This is a genomic window from Chelatococcus sp. KU-N122, from assembly GCF_055391085.1.
Genome location: NZ_AP043981.1, coordinates 3,797,501 through 3,815,773, shown reverse-complemented (window position 1 = coordinate 3,815,773; position 18,273 = coordinate 3,797,501). Strand labels below are relative to the sequence as shown.

At 68.4% G+C, this 18,273-nt stretch carries 9 protein-coding genes; 1 reads left to right on the top strand and 8 read right to left on the bottom strand.

Annotated elements, in window-relative coordinates:
* Nucleotides 1-21: 21 nt before the first annotated feature.
* The 3 genes from ACZ5PO_RS17025 to ACZ5PO_RS17015 all read right to left on the bottom strand — a co-directional run bounded on the left by ACZ5PO_RS17025 (nt 22) and on the right by ACZ5PO_RS17015 (nt 5,016).
* The gene (locus ACZ5PO_RS17025; RefSeq protein ID WP_464195542.1) at nt 22-1,482 is read right to left on the bottom strand and encodes a hypothetical protein; all 1,461 of its coding nucleotides are present in this window, start codon (nt 1,480-1,482) and stop codon (nt 22-24) included.
* Nucleotides 1,442-3,991 carry a hypothetical protein gene (locus tag ACZ5PO_RS17020; RefSeq protein WP_464195540.1) on the bottom strand — a complete coding sequence of 850 codons (2,550 nt, stop codon included), beginning with the start codon at nt 3,989-3,991 and terminating at the stop codon, nt 1,442-1,444. Before ACZ5PO_RS17020 ends, ACZ5PO_RS17025 begins: the two co-directional genes overlap by 41 nt.
* A 302-nt stretch (nt 3,992-4,293) precedes the next feature.
* Nucleotides 4,294-5,016: an autotransporter outer membrane beta-barrel domain-containing protein gene (locus tag ACZ5PO_RS17015; protein ID WP_464196874.1), complete on the bottom strand. Its 723-nt coding sequence runs from the start codon at nt 5,014-5,016 to the stop codon at nt 4,294-4,296.
* 132 nt (nt 5,017-5,148) lie between these two features.
* Here ACZ5PO_RS17015 and ACZ5PO_RS17010 point away from each other — a divergent pair, with 132 nt between their 5' ends.
* The gene (locus ACZ5PO_RS17010; RefSeq protein ID WP_464195538.1) at nt 5,149-6,429 is read left to right on the top strand and encodes a cystathionine gamma-synthase family protein; all 1,281 of its coding nucleotides are present in this window, start codon (nt 5,149-5,151) and stop codon (nt 6,427-6,429) included.
* Between the two features lie 176 nt (nt 6,430-6,605).
* On the opposite strand, the gene ACZ5PO_RS17005 is transcribed toward ACZ5PO_RS17010, so the two are convergent.
* From ACZ5PO_RS17005 to ACZ5PO_RS16985, 5 genes are all read right to left on the bottom strand, one after another.
* Nucleotides 6,606-7,490, bottom strand: coding sequence for a Hint domain-containing protein (locus ACZ5PO_RS17005; RefSeq protein WP_464195536.1), 885 nt, complete (start codon nt 7,488-7,490; stop codon nt 6,606-6,608).
* A gap of 312 nt (nt 7,491-7,802) precedes the next feature.
* On the bottom strand, nt 7,803-14,051 hold the full coding sequence (locus ACZ5PO_RS17000; protein ID WP_464195534.1) for a hypothetical protein: 6,249 nt from the start codon (nt 14,049-14,051) through the stop codon (nt 7,803-7,805).
* Nucleotides 14,052-14,490: 439 nt separating this feature from the next.
* Entirely contained in the window at nt 14,491-16,422 is a 1,932-nt protein-coding gene (locus tag ACZ5PO_RS16995) for an FAD-binding monooxygenase (RefSeq protein WP_464195532.1), read from the bottom strand.
* Between the two features lie 263 nt (nt 16,423-16,685).
* On the bottom strand, nt 16,686-17,468 hold the full coding sequence (locus ACZ5PO_RS16990; RefSeq protein ID WP_464195530.1) for a 3-hydroxybutyrate dehydrogenase: 783 nt from the start codon (nt 17,466-17,468) through the stop codon (nt 16,686-16,688).
* A gap of 120 nt (nt 17,469-17,588) precedes the next feature.
* On the bottom strand, nt 17,589-18,266 hold the full coding sequence (locus tag ACZ5PO_RS16985; RefSeq protein ID WP_464196872.1) for a nitroreductase: 678 nt from the start codon (nt 18,264-18,266) through the stop codon (nt 17,589-17,591).
* Between the last annotated feature and the right edge of the window lie 7 nt (nt 18,267-18,273).

Below are 18,273 nucleotides of genomic sequence, written 5' to 3'. Positions count from 1 at the left end.
CCGGACATCAGAGGTGCGGTCTTAAGTGCCGATTAGGCGTCCATCACCTGCGGGTCGTCGTGAGAGGTCGCTGGGACGCGCGAGATTGCCTTGGAGGACAAACGCGATCACGTAGATGGGCCGGTCGCCCGGCTGGACCGGAATCACCCTTACTGCTTCCGTCATCGGTATAGGCGGGCCCTTCTTTTCTGAACCGTCGAGGATACAGAGAATCGCGACCGTCTTGTCCGAGCTGGCCGCATAAGCCGCCGCCTGGAGCGCGAACCGGCTCAAATCGTCCTGTGTCAACGGCGCATCATTCTTGACCTTCAGCTCAATGCGGATCTGCCGGAACGAGAGATCGGTGCGCCCGCCTCCCGACTGTGCCTGGACCTCTAGTTCGATGCCGATCTCGGGATGGCGGCGTAGATGCTCGGTGACGCGTCTTTCGAGCGTGGCTTCGTCAATGGGTTGGGGGAAGCTATTATCCTGCACCGCCTGGCCGACGAGATTGGCGAGCGGCTTGGCCAGCCTCAGTGCAATGCCGGTCTCGCGCTCGGAGATGCGCGGTTCGGCGCGGAGATCATCACGCAGCGCGACGAGGCGCTCGTCAAGCGACGGATAGCCGGTCGCGAGATGATCGCTCGCGTCCGAGCTGTCGAGCCTGAGGCTTCGTTGCCCGGCGACCGCGACGGGCTGCTCGGCGCTGACCGGCACAAATTCCGCGGAATAGAGGAATTCGAGTGGTCGCGCGCCGAGCGCGGTCGGCATCTTGATCGACAGGCGCCCGTGCGCTTGGAGCGTGAACGGTGCGCTTCCTAAAGGTCGATCGAATGCGAATTCCGGCAGGTCCCATAAGTCCTCCGGCTCGACCGACACCGGTTTCAGCACCAGCCGCTCGGCTTCCTCCGCCCAGCGCGAGACGCGCAACGTTAGCTCGAGATCGTGAAGCTGGTTGGCCGGCAGGCGGTGGATCGCCGCCGCCTCCTGGCCATTGATCCGGAACTCGAGAAAAGCGACGGCGAGCTCGGGCTTGGCCTTGGTCTCATCGGACTGCCGGCGCGACAGCCCACTCGCCTCGTCGGTAAAGATCGCCACCGGAAAAGGCACGCGGGCGAGCTTTTCCAGCAAGGCACCGACATCGCTTGGCGAAAGCTCGCCGTCGATCACGCCGAGGATGGTTTTGAGCTCATCGCCATAGCCGTTGTCCGCCGTCTGCCATTCGGAGCACTGGAGCCGCGCGGCTTTCAAAAACCTGTCGGCATCAGCTTCGCCCTCTCGCACGGCCTGGTGCCACCGGCGAAGCTTGGCGGCGATGCTGAGCGATTCCGCTAAAGCCTGCCAGTTGGTCTGGCCGTCCTCGTCATGGACACGGGCCAGCGCGGCTCGGGCCGCCTCGGCGGCTTCATTGAGCGCTTTCGTCGCATCAAGGCCGCCAGGCGCGAGAAGCGCCCGCACCGCCCTAATGCGGGAAGGAAAAACGGCTTCGAGAATCGCGTGCACGGCGGTCCTCCAGCATCGCTTTTTGTTGAGCGACGGCTTCGTCCCATTCATCGGCAAATCTTGCCCAAGCAGCATTGTCGCCACCGGCGAGCGCTTGCTCCATTTTATGGGCGAGCAATGGAAAGCCGACGAACAAGGCGCGGCCCTGGTCTTTGACCGTGCTACCGAATGCGGTCGCCATATGCTCGAGCAGGCCAACCGCTTCGCTGCGCGCGCCGGCGCGGTACAGGGCATCTGTGATCAGCGCCGAAAGCCATATTGAGGATTCCGCCAGCCTTTCCCCGACCTCAACTAGGCGTGCTCTATGCTTGAGGATACCTGCCGGCGTCATCGCGCCGACAAGATCCCCCTCGACGTCGCGCTGGTTCATATTATCCGCATATTGCGGAAGCACATGTGCAACGACCAAGGGAAAATCGTCGCTTTGCTTCAGCGAGTAAAGAAGACTCCGCATCTCCGAGCGGACGTAGAGCGGCTGGGCTTTGAGCGCCGCGCGGCACAGAGAGTCGCGGATCCTGTCGGGATTGGGGAGATGATCGGCGAGCCGGGACAGCTCGTCGATGCAGTCCACTAGGAAGTCGTCGTCCTTTTCGCTATCAGAATAAACTGAGATCAAGTTGCACAAGGCGAAACCCGCGCGCGGTTTCAAGTCCTTGGGCAGTGAAATCCGCCCGAGCGTCCGCACCGCCGACTTATGCACCGCGACAAACTGGTCGAGCAGCAACACGCAAAAGGCTTCGTAGACGAGTGTGGGCAGGTTCTGGCGGCCACGCGCCGGAATTTCGGAGAGGGCCGTCGCCGCATAAGCTCGGCCCAAGACGTCGGCGCCGACCAGTCCTGAATAAAGCGTAGGCAGCACGGCCTTTAAGCCCTCTACGTCCTCGGCCATCTTCATCGCCGCTTTGGCGGCAAGGCCGCGGAGCAAAGCTCGCTCTTCGGGAACCGCCCGAATCGCGGCGATGAAGCGCGCCTTGGCTTCGCTCGTTTTCGCGGACTTTGCCGCGGCTTTGAGGAAATGCTCCGCGACATCGTAGGCCGCCGAGCGCAGACTCTGCCATTCCATCTGGACGAGAAAATCAGCGTCTTTGTTCTGTCCGCGCTCCTTGTCAGCGATGATGTCGTCAAGCAGTAAGGCTGCGCCGATGAGCTTGTCGGCTTCTTTCTCAATGAGTGGCCAGACCTCGTCGGGCGGATGGTGGAACGCTCCCGAGACCTTGTGGAGCACATCGCTGTCGAACATCTGCGTCGGCAGCCACATCAGCCGGTCGATTCCGAGCTTAAGCCTGCTTACCGGGTGCGCCTTCTCCTCGCCATTTTGATAATGCGCACGCCACGCCTCAGCATAGATGTTGGCAATATTTCGCTTGGCTTCGATGTTGGCGCCGACCGCTAAGTCTTGCAGGATGGCATCGAGCACTTGCGGCTCCAGGCTCAGGATTAAATCGAGCGCCTGGGCGATGTCGCCCAAACTCTCATAGTCGCCGAGATCGGGCAGAAGTTGCTTGGCGCGAACATAGCGCGACGCCGCTGCACGCACGAAAATCCCAGCGGCCGCGGGATCGATTTTAATAATAAGTTGCATAGCTCGGCCCGCCAACTGCGAGGTGACAGCCGTCTTGCAGTCCAGCAATCTGTCGACGCCAGCTTTGACCGCCTCCGGGCTTCCTTTCCACATCGCCAGCAAGAGCTTGGGCGAGGGGCGTGGGCCCTCGCCGCCGAGGAACTGGCGGCGGTCGGGGCTGGCGAGATTGGCCGCCGCGGGCACAAGCTCCGTGATGTCGCCGTCCTTCATCGCGCTTAGGTTGGCTATCAAAATTTCGGGCGCGAGCCGGGTCTCCACGTGGCTGCGGAACAGGCGCTGGGCAAGGAGCAGAGTACGCCGCTCATTTGGCTCGACCTGCGCCGCGACGTCGAGCGCCACCAATGCCAACAAGGTGGAGGCGCTCGCTTGGTCGAACAGCAGGTCGACTAGCTTCTTGTTGATGCGCTCGGGCGCAAGCCGCGCCGCTTCGGACAGCCGTTTGCGATCGACCTCGGCGTGCTTGCGATCGTAGGCATCAAGATCGTCGAGTAACGCTTGGTTAACTGCGTCCAGATCCTTGCGAAGCACAGCCCGAGCATCGCTGCGTACTTTCAGAGCTTGTTCGGCCTTGAGCTGCTCGATCTGATCCCGCGCGGCGGCGACCCTGCGCTGTTCCTGGCGTTCACTCACAAGCTTGGAAAGATTGGGGAGACCGACGGGCTTGCGCATGACACAGGTCGCGCAATTGCGGTCGTAGAAATCGAGCACGGATTCGCCAAAGTCGAAAGCGGCCATGCCACCTGCAGGCGCATGGTCGCATTCCATCGAAAAATGGCTGATCGGAAGACCTGTCATCTGCTCAATCATGCCGACCCCGCCCGAGCGCCGGGTGCGGGCATGCGCGCACCAATTGCGCATGAGCTCTATTACCTCGGCGTTGCGTTTGCCGGCGGCGATGGCCGCCTCGATCTGATCGTCCCTGCGCATCGATTCCAAATATAGCATGGACACGACAGTTGGCGTAGGTCGGCTGGAAACTCCGCTACGGCCGCAGCTACTCGCGGCCCCTCTGTTGCCCCCACCGCTGACGCAATGGACGTTCGCGGTTAAGCCGAGCGCGTACGGTCTGTATTCGGCCGCGACGGGCCGGCCCCTACATTAGATCACCCAGAACCGGACCTCGATAAGGTCCGCTCAGAGTCGAAGCCGCTAAGCTTCTGCGGGGTTGTTCCACCCTCGGCTGAGAACCGCTGCCGCCGGCCGAACCGCATCGCCCCCACCTCCCCCCCTCAAAAATGATACGCAAACCGCAAGCTCCCCCGCTGCACCAGGAACGCCTCCCCCGCCGACAGCGTGTATTCCGCCTTCGCCTTGAAGCCGTTCGCCGCGTAGACCGTGAGGCCGGCCGAGACGTTGCCGATCACCGCGGGGGAGTTCAGGTCGGTCTGGAAGGCACCATTCTCCCACCCAGCCCCCACGATGCGCGACTTCACCACGCGCGCGTCGTTGGAGTTGAAGCACATCCCGGCGCTCACGAACGGGCGCAGGATGGCCTCGTCGAGGGTGAAGCGGCCGCCGATCTCCACTGTGGGCGAGACGATCGCGCTGGTGTGGGTGCTGCCCTGCGCCGCGAGGGCGTAGCTCGCGGCGCCCTGCTCCCGGTAGCCGGGCGCGTTGGCGTAGACGAGGTAGAGGTCGACCTGGGGCCGGACGTACCAGCTCGGGAAGGCGAACTCGTAGCCCGCCCGCAGGCGGCCGGCGACGAAGGTCATGCTGCTGTCGCTGTCGAACACGCCCGCGCCCATCCCGGCCCCGGGCAGCGCGACGAGCCGGCTGTTGTCGTAGCTGCCGTGGGCCACGGCGAAGGAGCCGGCTAACAGCCACAGCCCCGCCACGTGCTTCAGCGAGACGCTGCCGTCGACTGAGAAGCCGTGGCCGCTGGAGCCGCTGTTGGCCGAGGTCCAGCTCTGGCCGGCACCGAACGAGCCGCCGAGGTACCAGCCCGGCGCCAGCTCCTTCTAGGCCCCCAGCCGGTACATCACGCCGGCGGCGCGAAAACCCTGTATGTCGCGGGTCTGTCCCTGGCCCGGCGCGGGGTGCGGCCTACATCATCAGTGATCGGCCCTCCACGCGGGAGCTTGCACATGAAGTCGAAAAGCTACAGGCAGCGCGACATCGGCGGCCACCAGCTCAGCCCCGAGACGCTGATGATGGGCTACGGCTACGCGCCGGCCTTCTCGGAAGGCGCGCTGAAGCCGCCGATCTTCCTCACCTCCACCTTCGTGTTCGAGAGCGCGCAGCAGGGCAAGGACCTGTTCGACATCACCGCCGGCCGCCGCGAGGCGCGCGCCGGCGAAACCGCGGGCCTGGTCTACTCGCGCTTCAACAACCCCAATTTCGAGATCCTCGAGGATCGCCTGGCGATCTGGGACGGGGCCGAGCGCGGGGCGGTGTTCGCCTCCGGCATGGCGGCGATCGCCACCACCCTGCTCACCTTCCTGCGGCCCGGCGACGTGGTGCTGCACTCGCGCCCCCTCTACGGCGGCACCGAAACGCTGCTGCGCAACACGCTGGCCGGCTTCGGCATCGCCGCCAGCGGCTTCGTCGACGGCATCGACGGCGCGGCGGTGCGGGCCGCCGCCGAAGCGGCCCTGAGCAAGGGCCAAGTCGGCCTGATCTTCGTGGAGACGCCGGCCAACCCGACCAGCGGGCTGACCGATCTGCGCCTCATGCGGCAGGTGGCCGAGGAGATCGGCGCCCGCCAGGACGGCCGCAGGCCGCTGGTGGCCGTCGACAACACCCTGCTCGGGCCGCTGTTCCAGCAGCCGCTCAAGCATGGCGCCGACCTGGCGCTCTACTCGCTCACCAAATACGCCGGCGGCCACAGCGACCTGATCGCCGGCGGCGTGACCGGCGACCTCGCCCACGTGCGCCGCATCATGCAGATGCGTGGCGCCATCGGCACCCAGCTCGATCCCCATTCCTGCTGGATGCTGATGCGCTCGCTGGAGACCTTGCAGATCCGCATGGAGCGCGCCGCCGACAATGCGCGCCGGCTAGCCGAATACCTGCGCGGCCACCCCAGGATCGCCAAGGTCGACTACCTCGGCTTCCTGGCCGACGGCGACCCGCGCAAGGCGGTGTTCGACCGGCAGGCGACGGATGCGGGCTCCACCTTCTCCTTCGACGTCAAGGGCGGCGAGGCGGAAGCCTTCGCCTTCCTCGACAAGCTGGCGGTGTGCAAGCTGGCGGTGAGCCTGGGCGGCACCGAGACCCTGGTCTGCCACCCCTCCTCCACCACCCATTCGGGCGTGCCCAAGGAGCTGCGCGAGGAGATCGGCCAGACGGACGCGCTGATCCGCATCTCCGTCGGCATCGAGCGCATCGACGACCTGATCGCCGACGTCGCGCAGGCGCTCGACTAAAGCGGAGAGCGTAGCGGTGGAGGGGTTCCCGGCTCCCGGCGCGCGTCGGGCAGGGCGGACGCCGTTTCGTGACCATACAGTATGGTCGATTTGTAACGGACGGTGTCCCGCAGCACCACAACCCGAGCCGAACTGGTCGCCGGCTGGCTTCTCCAACATGCTCGGGGGGCTGGCGTCTAGGCCGCTGCTTCGCCGGGGGGCACCCGTGCGGCGAGCCGCTCGCGAATGCGCGCCGGCAACTGCCGGACCGACTTCACGCGAGGCTTGTCCATTTCCTCGACAATCCCGGAGACCACGCCATAGAGGGCCACGAACTCGGCATAGTTGTCGAAGCGACTGCGCGTCACGTTGTCCACGAAGGTCTCGGCTGGCACACCATTGGCAAGGATCAGTGAATGGTCCTCGAGCTCGACATGGTAGTACACGAACATCTTCGGCATGTCGGTGCGGCGCACAATGGTGCTGCCGTTCACAAGCGCCCCGGCCTGAACAAGTATACCATTCAGCTCCAGCGAGTGGTCGGCGGAGACATGGAGGTCGTGGGTCGGCAGATGATCACCCAGCGCGCCGGCCGAGATGCAAATCGGCATCACCCGCATCGGGTCGGAAATGGCGGTAGAGACGGTCTGACGGGCGAGCCAGCGAACAGGCTTGGCGATGCCCTCGGACGTGAGCACGAGATCACCGGTCTTCAGCGTCTCGATGGCGGCTTGTCCGAAGGGCGTGGCGATCATTGTGCCGGCCAGAAAGCAGACGACGAAGATGTCGCCCGTAATCGTCGTGCTCTCTCCGGCTGGAACTGGGGCAGGGCCCACAATCAAGTACGGGTTCGCGGGGTCTGGGGCGCCATCGACGTAAATGACAAATGACGAGCCGTCGGTTCCTGAATAGGTACCGAAGTATGACTGAGAATTGTACGTGATTTCTACGAAATCACCGAGTTCGAAGAAATCCACGATCGAGAATTTTTCAATCGTTACGTCTGCAGAAGAACCGCTGCTTTCAAATGTATCAGGACCGGTCTCTGCCGCCGTCGTCCCCTGTCCCACGTAAGTTGTCATGCCGCACCCGAGGTTGAGCGAAGTCGCGCCTGAAACGCGCCGAACTTACAGGAAATTCGATCAACGACTAGTGTGGCGAATCCGAAATTCGCACCACCTCGGGGCAGCGCTGGGAGCGAATTTCGGATTCCTAAGCCACACTAGTAACTCTATGATTCTAGTGTGGTTTAATGGATCTGAAGTTCCTCCCCGCGGATGCCATGTAAATGGCAGGAACTTCAGATCCACCACACTAGTGGCCCGCAATTCCATTTCGCCGGGCAACAGGCTGCCTGTGATGCACTGATGGGTGCAGGGCCCGTCGATGAGTTCTCAAAAATGATACGCAAACCGCAAGCTCCCGCGCTGCACCAGGAACGCGTCGCCCGCCGACAGCGTGTACTCCGCCTTCGCCTCGAAGCCGTTCGCCGCGTAGACCGTGAGGCCGGCCGAGACGTTGCCAACCACGGCGGGGGAGTTCAGGTAGGTCTGGAAGGTGCCATCCTGCACTCCCGCCCCGACGAAGCGCGACTTCACCACGCGCGCGTCGTTGGAGTTGAAGCTCATCCCGGCGCTCACGAACGGGCGCAGGATCGCGTCGTCGAGCGTGAAGCGGCCGCCGATCTCCAGCGTGGGCGAGACGATCACGCTGGTGTGGGTGCTGCCCTGCACCGCGAGGGCGTAGCTCGCGCTGCCCTGCTCCCGGTAGCCCGGCGCGTTGGCGTAGACGAGGTCGAGGTCGACCTGGGGCCGGATGTACCAGCTCGGGAAGGCGAATTCGTAGCCCGCACGCAGGCGGCCGGCGACGAAGGTCATGCTGCTGTCGCTGTCGAACACGCCCGCGCCCATGCCGGCCCCGGGCAGCGAGACGAACCGGCTGTTGTCGTAGCTGCCGTGGGCCACGGCGAACGAGCCGGCGAACAGCCACGGGCCCGCCACGTGCTTGAGCGAGACGCTGCCGTCGAGCGAGAAGCCGTGGCCGCTGGAGCCGTTGTTGGCCGAGGCCCAGCTCTGGCCGGCGCCGAACGAGCCGCCGAGATACCAGCCCGGCGCCAGCTCCTTCTGGGCCCCCAGCCGGTACATCACGTCGGAGACGCGAAAACCCTGGGTGTCACTGGTCTGGCCCTGGCTCGCCCAGCCGCCCGTCACCTTGGCCCAGGCGCACTCGTCCTCGCCGAGCTGGGTGCCTGCGTTGACGAACACCGGGCAGCTCAGCGCCGCGCCCAGCACCGTGCCGGCATTGGCGAGCAAAGCGGTGGCCTGGGCGTGCGACGCCTCGGGCGAGAGGGAGCGGAGCGCTGTGGTGTAGGAGCTGGCGCTGCCCATCTGCGAGAGATAGCCGAAGAAGGGCGCGAGGAACGGATCCGCGTTGCCCCAGGCCTTGGTGAGGTAGCCGGCGAAAGAGGCCTCGCTGCGCGACAGCGACACGCCGGCCGGCGTGAAATGCGCGGTCGGCGTGAGCGAAGCCGTGTTCGTGCTGGCGTCGGTGCTGACGCTCCAGTCGAACAGCAGGGTGGACGGCACGGTCGACGTCACGCCCATCGGGCTGCCGCTTGCCACCGACAGGAATTGATAGGATCCCGGCAGCAGGGCCTTCGCCGTGGGGATGATCGTGCCGTCGAGCGAGGCGAGGCCGTCCACCCAGAGCAGGTCCGCCTTCTGCGCCGCGCGGCTGTCGATGTCGATGGCAAGGGTGCCGGTCGAGATCAGCACGCCGGTGATGGTCGTCGTCGCGATGTTCCCGACGCCGCCGACATTGATCCTCCCCGCATCCTGAACGCTGCCGACGTCGATGATCGATCCGGTGTTGAGCGTGCCGTTGTTCCACAGGGTGCCGGACGCGCCGCCGAGCTCGATCCGGCCGGTGATGGTGCCGTTGTTGGTGAGGTTGGTTGCGCCACCGGTGGCGTAGATGGCGGTGCCGTTCACGCCGTCGACGGTGCCGAGCGAGCCGGTGGCGCCGATGGTGACCTGGTTTGCGGTGTCCCACTGGCCGTAGCCGCCGCCGGAGAGGACGAGGCCGGCCACCGTGCAGCCGCTGCAGCCGGCCGCGGCGCCACCGACGACGGTGCCGTTGATGTTGACGATGATCGGCGAATAATCGTTGTCGCCGTGGATGACGCCGGTGCTCTGGGCGAGGATGCCGATGGAGCCGGCGCCCGTCGCCCGGATCGACGCGCCGGGCTCCACGGTCACCGTCACGGTGCCGGCGGTCGCGGTATACTGGCCCTCGGAGCTGGTGTTGCCTAGGAAATCGACGCTGTTGCCGAAGGAGAGCATGCCTCCGGTCGTGGCGATGCCGCCGCCGCCGCCCACTGATTGAGCGACGACGCCATGGGCGTTGGCCCCGGTCGTGGCAATGCTGCCGAAGAGATCGACGGTGACGTTGCCGGCGCTGGCGTTCACCTTGCTCGAGCTCTTGACCGCGTTGGCGGTGAGCGACCCGATCGGCAAGGACGGGTCGCCGGCGAAGCCGCCGCCGCCATAGATGCTCTGCGCCAGGATGCCCCAGCCGCCGGCGCCCGACGTGGTGAGGCTGGCGCCCGCGGCTTGGGTGACGGAGACCGTCCCGGCGGCGCCGTTGTTCTGGCCGGCCGCGGCGGCCAGAACGACCGACGCGGTGTTGGCGGCCGACAGGGTGGCGAGGCCGCCGCCGCCGCCGATCGACTGCGCGATCACGCCGATGGCGCGGGCGCCGCTGGTGGACAGGGCGCCGTCGAGCGCAACGGTGACGGCGCCGCCGGCCCCGCTGGCTCCGGCGCCGCCGCCCATCTGGATGGAGACGGAGGAGGCGTCGTTCCACGGCGCGACATTGCCGGTGAGGCCGGCGGTGTTGCCGTAGCACAGGGTGGTGGCGATGCCGCCCGCCGAAGCCTGGGTGGAATTGGTGCAGCCCGCGCTGCCGAGGCCGCCGCCGCCGCCGATCGATTGCGCGACGATGGCGTGCGCGTCGTCGCCGAGCGTCGTCACCCCGCCCGCGGTGACGTTGACGGCAGCGCCGTCGCCGGCGGCGCCGCCGCTGCCGCTCCAGCCAGCGCCGATGCCGAGGGTGGTGGCGGTGGCGACGCTGCCCTCCGCGCCCACGCCGCCGCCGCCGCCGATGGACTGCGCGAGGATGCCGATGGCGCCGTAGCCGGCGGTGAGCACGCTGCCGCCGCCCTGCACCGTCACGCTGCCGCCGCCACCGCCCACGCCGCCGGTGCCGGCGATCGACACGTTGGCCGAATAGGTGCCCGACTTGCCGTCGGTGCCCGGCCCGCCGAGCACGGAGCTCGCCGCCGCGGTCGCCGTGCCGCCGACGCCGCCACCGCCGCCGATCGACTGGGCGAGGATGCCGTAGGCACGCTCTCCGAGGGTGGTGACGGTGCCGGTGTTGGTGACCTGCACCGTGCCACCGCTGCCGCCCTTGCCGCCCTTGCCGCCGACGGCGAGGGTGGCGTCGTAGCTCTTGCTCGGCGCGTTCAGCAGGTCCTCGATCTGGGTGAGGCCGCCGATGGTGGCCGCCGCGTCCGAGGAGCCCGCGGTGCCGCCGCCGCCGCCGATGGACTGGGCGAGGATGCCCACCGCATCGCCGCCGGTGGTGGTGCTGCCGCCGGTCTGCTGCACCAGCCGGCCGGTGCTGATGGTGCCGGCGTTGGTCACCGTCACGAGCTGGCCGCTGCCGCCGCCGCCGCCGGATCCGCCGACCGCCACGTTCATCTGGACGCTGTCGCCGCTGGCCCCGGCGACGCCGCCGCCGGCATTGCCGCCGCCGCCGCCGATGGACTGGGCGAGGATCCCCTGGGAGCCCGAGCCGCTGGTCTGGATGAGGCTGCCGGAGGCGTTGGTGACCGTGACCCCGGTGCCGCCGCCGGCGCTGCCGCCGGTGCCGCCGCTGCCGCCCACGGCCAGGGCCAGATCGATGGCCGTGCCGGTGTCGACGCCGACATTCTGGCTGCTGACGCTGCCGTTGCCGGCGCCGCCATTGCCGCCGCTGCCGCCGATCGACTGGGCCAGGATGCCGGCGGCGTTGTTGCCCTGGGTGACGATGGTGCCGAGGCAGGCCGTCGTGCATCCGGCCGGGCCGCCGTTGGTCACGGTGACGATGCCGCCGTCGCCGCCGCTGCTGCCCGCGCCCGCGTCGCCGATGCCGATCTTGATCGTCGGTGTCGTCCCCTCCAGGGCGCGGCCCAGCGCGCTGGCATCGCCGCCGTTGCCGCCGCCGCCGCCGATGGACTGGGCGAGGATGCCGATGCTGCCGTCGCCGACGGTGCTGATGGAACCGGTGCTGACATTGACGCTGGCGCCGGTGTTGGTCACCGCCACGGCGCTGGTCACCGTGCCGGCATTGGTCACCGTGACGGAGCCGCCCGCCCCGCCCGCCCCGCCCGTGCCGCCGACGGTGGTGGTGATGTTGATGGTCGGCGTTTCGCCGGCGGGCAGGGCTTCCGAGCGCGCCAGCGCCGAGCCGCCATTGCCGCCGCCGCCGCCGATGCTCTGGGCGAGGATGCCGATGGAATCGAGGCCGGTGGTGGCGAAGCTGGCGCCGGTGCCGGTGACGGTGACGGCGCCACCGCCGCCGCCGTTGCCGGCGCTGCCGCCGACGGCGGTGGTCACCGTCAGCACGGCGCTGGCCGAGTAGACGGCGGCGGCGCCGCCGTTGCCGCCGCCACCACCGATCGATTGCGCCAGCACCGCCGGCGCATGCACCCCGGTGGTGGAGATGGCGCTGTCGGTGGCCGTGATCTGGATCGCGCCGCCCGCGCCGCCCGCGTCGCCGCCGCCGCCGATGGCCGTGCTGGCGGGCGCGACGACGGAATAGGTCTTGGCGTAGCCGCCGTTGCCGCCGCCGCCGCCGACGGACTGGGCGCCGATGCCCGGCGCGAAGTCGCCGGCGGTCGAGACGCTCGCTGATTGCAGGGTGACCGCCGCCGTGCTGCCGTAGCCGGAGGCTCCGCCCTTGCCGCCGACGGAGGTCCAGAGGCCGGACGCGTTGGCGCCGTTGCCGCCGCCGCCGCCGATCGACTGGACAAGGATGCCGAAGGCGCCGTCGCCCTGGGTGGTGATGGAGCCGCCGAGCTTGTTCACGGTGGCGTCGGCGCCGATGCCCCCGCTGCCGCCGTTGGTGCCGACGGCGACGATGCCCTCGGTGCCGGTCGCGGTGCCGCCGCCGCCGCCGATGGACTGGGCGAGGATGCCCATGGCAGCGATGCCGGTGGTGGCGATGGTGCCGGTGTCGGTGATCTCCACCACATTGCCGTCGGCGCCGCTGCCGGCGGTGCTGCTGCCGAGGATGTTGAGCAGGCCCGGCTTGCTGTCCATCACGCCGCCGGAGCCACCGAGGCTCAAGCCCAGGATGCCGATGGCGCCCACGCCGCTGGTGGAGATGGCCGCCGAATTGGTGACCGTCACCGTGCCGGGCGTGCCCGCGCCCGAGCCCACCTGCCCCACCTGGTCGATCACGTAGGTCTGGTCGGACGCCTGCTCCAGGAGCTGCCCGGCGCCGCGGCCGCCGGTGGCGCTGACGGCGGCGATGCCGACGGCGACGTTGCCCGCCGTGGTGATGCTCGCCTGGTTGTTCACGATCACGGTGCCGGCATTGCCGGGCGGCGCGTAATCGGTGGGCTTGGCGTTGTCGCCGTTGTCCTGGAGGCTGGGCGGCGGCGTCTGGGTCGTCGTCGAATTGCCGCCGGTGCTCAGGGCGAGGATGCCGATGCCCAGCTCGCCCGATGTGGTGATGGCGACGTTGGAGCCGGCGGTGACGGTGACGGCTTTGCCATCGCCGTTCTGATGCCCGCCATAGGTGCCGCCATCGGCATACCACGACAGGCCGCCGACGCTGGCCGCGAAGACGGCGATCGAATTGTCGCCGGACATGGTGATCCGCGTGCCCGGGTTGAGCGTCACGTTGACGATCGCCGCGTCGCCGCCCGACACCGAATACTTGCTGTCGGTCGCGCCCGACGCGCCGCCCACCGACAGCGCATAGATGCCGAAGGCATCGTTGGCGCCCTGCCCGTTGATGGTGCCGGTGAAGTTGACGGTCACCGTCCCCGCCGTGCCGCCCGGGCCGATGTTGTGGTTGGCGTCATAGGTGTAGCCGGCGCCCTGTCCCCCGGCGCTGACGGCATAGATCCCCGCGACGTTCGAGCTGAGGTTGATCACCGTGCCCGCGTTGGCGGTGACGGTGACCGCGCCCCCTTGGCCGCCGGCGCCAGCGGCGTTGCCGGTCGCGACGTTGGCGCAGCCGCCCACCGACTGGGCCCAGACGGCCGCGCCCGCGGGGTAGATCAGCCCACCGGGGCCCTGCTGGCCGCTCGTGCCGAGGCTGAGCCCGGACGTGGACAGGGTACCGGCCGTGGTGACGGTCACCGCGCCGGCATTGCCGCCGTCCACGCCACCGTCGTTGCCGCCGTTGGCGCCGAGGGATTGCGCGAACACCGTCGCGTTCGAGGCGCCGGAGGCATTGCCGGGAGAACTGAGCGAGACCCCGCTCGTGTTGATGCCGTATCGGGCGCTGCCCTGCACGAGGCACGTCACCGTCGGAGTGGCCTGGGCATGGGCGGGCGTGGGAGAGGCCAGCAGCACTGCCGCTGGAAGCATGAAGGCCAGACCGGGCCCGCCCGCGCGCACGGCCCCAAAGCGCACACGTCCCACGGCGAACGCCCCCCTTCGTGCCCGGCTCGCGGCCGGACCTTGCCCGTGCCGATCGGATTGGCGCCGATCGTCGGCAAGACCCCACGGCTCAGGTATAGATGCCTATGGGGAGTGGGGCAAATGCAGGTTGCGCGGTATCGCCCGCCCCCATCGCCTCCAGACGAATGGATAGCCGGGTCAAGCCCGGCTATGACGGCGAGGATAAGCCACCTTCCGCCACCGCCGCGTCATGGCCGGGCTTGACCCGGCCATCCATCCACTTGAAAAACAACACCATTCGGACAGCCCTCGCGGGCTGACGTGGCTCGCTTTGATGGATGGCCGGGTCAAGCCCGGCCATGACGGCGAGGGAGATGGACCGTGGTGGGCGCGCGGCGCATCGACGTCACACCATCACCCCGGCGAAAAACGCCGCGATCTCGCCATGCGCGCCGAGCGGCAGCACGTCCGCCACATACTGGTCCGGCCGGACGATGACGACGCAGCCGCTCTCCCGGGCGATGCCGCGCATGTCGAAGATGTCGCCGGCAGCCGGGTCGGCGCAGAAGGCCTTCTCGTAGTCGATCAGGCCGTGGCGGCCCTTGCGCGGCAGCAGCAGCGGCGGCAGCGCGCTGAGCGGGATGTCGCGGTGGCCGCGCTGGTAGACGGCGCGCACGTCGATGTCGGCGTCGATGTCGGCACCATCAGGCGTGTGGCGGCGCAGCGGCGAGTCCGCCGCGTCGGCGAGGAAAGCGCAGAGCGTCCGCACGGCGGAAGCCGGATCGGCCGGGTCCTTATCGTCGGCGAACAGGAACAGGCGCCAGCGGCCGTCGGCCGTCACCGTGTGGCCGAGCTGCATGGGCCTGGCGTCGGCGAGCCGGATCACCGGGGCCGAGTGGAAGCGCATGCCGATGGGAAAGCCCGTGGCGAGGTGCTGGTGGCGCGGCTCGGCCGTGATGGCCGACGGGGCGTAGCGCGTCGCCGTGCCGGCGGTGAAGCGCCCCTGCATGACGAAGTAGCGCTGGAACTCGGCCGGATCGATGCCGTCGCCGCCGGCAGCGCCGTGGCGCTTCGGCGCCGCGCTGAACATTTTTGCGAATTCGCGATCGAAGTCGATGAGCTCCTTGGCGATGGCGCGGCGCTCGGTCGAATAGGTGGCGAGCAGGGCGGCCGGGCTGCGGCTGCGCAGCACGGCGGCGAGCTTCCAGCCCAGGTTGAAGGCGTCCTGCATGGAGACGTTCATGCCCTGCCCGGCCTTGGGGCTGTGGGTGTGGCAGGCGTCGCCGGCGATGAACACCCGCGGCGCGCGGGGCGCCTCCCCCTCCTCCGCGCCGTCGTCGAAACGGTCGCACAGCCGCTGGCCGATCTCGTAGACCGACCACCACGCCACCTCCTTCACCGCGAGGCTGTAGGGCCTGATGATGCGCCGGGCTGTGGCGATCAACCGGTCGACGGTGATGGCGCGCCCGGCGACACGCTCGCCCGCCTCGAGCTTGTCGAGCTCGATATAGAGCCGCACGAGGTAGCCGCCCTCGCGCGGGATGACGAGCAGGCTGCCGTCGTGCGCCGAATGGATGGCGGCCTTGAGGCGGATGTCGGGGAAGTCGGTGACGGCAAGGACGTCCATCACGCCCCAGGCCTGGTTGGCGGAATCGCCGTGCAGGGTGTTGCCGAGGGCCGTGCGCACGGCGCTGCGGGCGCCGTCGCAGCCGACGACGTAGCGGGCCCGCACCGTCTCCACCTCGGGGCTGCCGGCGCCGTCCTGGCGCTCCAGCCGCACGGTGACGGGATAGGCCTCCTCCGCGCCGCCGGCGTCGGCGGACGCCACCGCGAGGTCGATGACGCGGCGGCCGTAGCTCGGCACGAGCCGCGTCGGGGCGTTGCGCATCACGTCGAGGTAGAAGTCGTGCACGCGCGCCTGGTTGAGGATGACGTGCGGGAACTCCGAAAGCCCGTCCTCGGTGTCCTGCACCTTGCCGCCGCGCACGATGTGCTCGGGCCTGGTGTCGTCGGGCTGCCAGAACGAGGTCTCGTTGACGTAGTAGGCCTCGCGCAGCACCCGCTCGCTGAAGCCGAAGGCCTCGAACATCTCCATGGTGCGGCAGGCGACGCCGTCGGCCTGGCCGAGCAGCAGCGGGCCCGTCTTCTGCTCGACGATGCGGGTGGTGATGTCGGGGAAAGCGGCGAGCTGCGCCGCCAGCGTCAACCCGGCAGGCCCGCAGCCGACGATCAGCACGTCGACGGCGGCGGGCAGCGGATCCGCCGGCTGCATGGCGTCGGGCGCGGGCACGGCCACATGCGGATCGCCGGCCCGGAAGCCATCGAGATGGAACTGCATGGGCGCGCCTCCCCGCTGCTTGCCGCTCTGTTCACGCTAGAGCATTTCGCCATTGGATGGACCCATCCAATGGCAGAGAAATGCTCATAACTTTTTGAATCTGGAGCGCTTCTCTTGCGATTGGGTGTGTCCACCCAATCGCGAAGCGCTCTAGCATCGCGCGGCACCGCGGCGCCGTCATCATTCGATTGGCGCGGCGCGCGCCAGGGGGCGCCGATCACCCCGGCCCGACCGAGGCGGCGGGATCGCGGGCGGCACACCGCCTACTGCGCGGTCCAGCCGCCGTCGACGGAGATCGCCGTGCCGGTGATCTGGCTCGCCGCGTCCGAGCACAGGAAGGCGACGGTGCCGCCGAGCTGCGCCGCCGAGACAAACTCCAGCGACGGCTGCTTGCCCGCCAGCAGCGCCTTGGCTGCCTCCTCCTGGCCGACATGCTGCGCGGCGGCGAAGTCGTCGATCTGCTTCTCGACCAGGGGCGTGCGCACCCAGCCGGGGCAGACGGCGTTGCAGGTCACGCCGGTGCCGGCGGTCTCCAGGCCCACCACCTTGGTCAGGCCGACCAGGCCGTGCTTGGCCGCCACATAGGCCGCCTTGTGGGTGGAGGCGACGAGGCCATGGGCGGAGGCGATGTTGACGATGCGGCCCCAGCGCTGCTGCTTCATCTGCGGAACGGCCACCGCGATGCTGTGGAAGGCGGCCGACAGGTTGATGGCGAGGATGGCATCCCATTTGGCGGCCGGGAACGCCTCCACCGGCGCGGTGAACTGGATGCCGGCATTGTTCACGAGGATGTCGAGGCGGCCGAAGGTCTGGATCGTCCGGGTGACGAGCCCGCGCACGGCCTCGCCCACCGCCATGTCGGCGCCGTCGTAGACGGCGCGCACGCCGTGCTCGCGCTCGATCTTGCTGCGGATCGCCTCGATCTCGTCGGCCGGGCCGAAGCCGTTCAGGACCACGGCGGCGCCCAGGCGGGCGAGCTCGGTGGCGATGCCGAGGCCGATGCCGCTGGTCGAGCCGGTGACGATGGCGACCTTACCTTTCAACATGGAAGCTCTCCCAGATCGTGCGCAGGTGCTCGCGTGCTCAGCCTCCGGCGAGCCGGCGATGATAGCGGCGTCGAGCGCGACGATCGAGATGCCCGCCACCGCTGGGCCGGGGCCCCGCCCTCAGTCCTCGAAACCGACGAACACCGCCGCCTCGTCCACCGACTTGCGGCGCGAGACCACCGCGTTGGCCGGGAAGCTGTCGTCGGGATAGCCCATGGCGATGCAGGTCATGATGACCTGGTCGTCGGGAATGCCGGCGTGCTCGCGCACGACGGGGGACTGCATGATCCCCTGGCTGTTGATCACGCAGCCGAGGCCTCGCGACCAGGCCGCGTTGACCATGGCATTGGCCACGGCGCCGCAATCGAAGGGGGCGATATCGCCGCCGTGGATCGACTTGTCGTAGGTCACCACGATCGAGACCGGCGCGTCGAACTGGCGGAAGCCGCGCAGCACCCAGTCCTTGCGCTTCTCCTGGTCGTGCCGTTCGATGCCCATGGCGGCGAACAGCTGCTTGGCGATCTCGATCTGCCGCTCCCGGTGCGCGCCGACATACTCGCCATGCATCCGGAACTCGCGCGAGTGGGGGACGCCCGCCAGGTTGCGCTCGGTGTTGCCGGCGCGGATACGGTCGAGCGGGGCACCGGTGAGCACGTAAAAGTTCCAGGGCTGCGTGTTCAGCGACGACGGCGCGCGCATCGCCGTCTCGATGACCTCCCTGATCAGGGCCTTGGGCACGGGATCGGGCTTGTAGCCGCGGATACTGCGGCGGCCGCGGACGACCTCCTCGTAGGTCATGGCAGGC

Coding starts and splice junctions, on each gene's coding strand:
- ACZ5PO_RS16985 (WP_464196872.1), bottom strand. CDS start 18,266: ATGACCTACGAGGAGGTCGTCCGCGGCCGCCGCAGTATCCGCGGCTAC.
- ACZ5PO_RS16990 (WP_464195530.1), bottom strand. CDS start 17,468: ATGTTGAAAGGTAAGGTCGCCATCGTCACCGGCTCGACCAGCGGCATC.
- ACZ5PO_RS17020 (WP_464195540.1), bottom strand. CDS start 3,991: ATGCGCAGGGACGATCAGATCGAGGCGGCCATCGCCGCCGGCAAACGC.
- ACZ5PO_RS17005 (WP_464195536.1), bottom strand. CDS start 7,490: ATGACAACTTACGTGGGACAGGGGACGACGGCGGCAGAGACCGGTCCT.
- ACZ5PO_RS16995 (WP_464195532.1), bottom strand. CDS start 16,422: ATGCAGTTCCATCTCGATGGCTTCCGGGCCGGCGATCCGCATGTGGCC.
- ACZ5PO_RS17010 (WP_464195538.1), top strand. CDS start 5,149: ATGAAGTCGAAAAGCTACAGGCAGCGCGACATCGGCGGCCACCAGCTC.
- ACZ5PO_RS17000 (WP_464195534.1), bottom strand. CDS start 14,051: ATGCTTCCAGCGGCAGTGCTGCTGGCCTCTCCCACGCCCGCCCATGCC.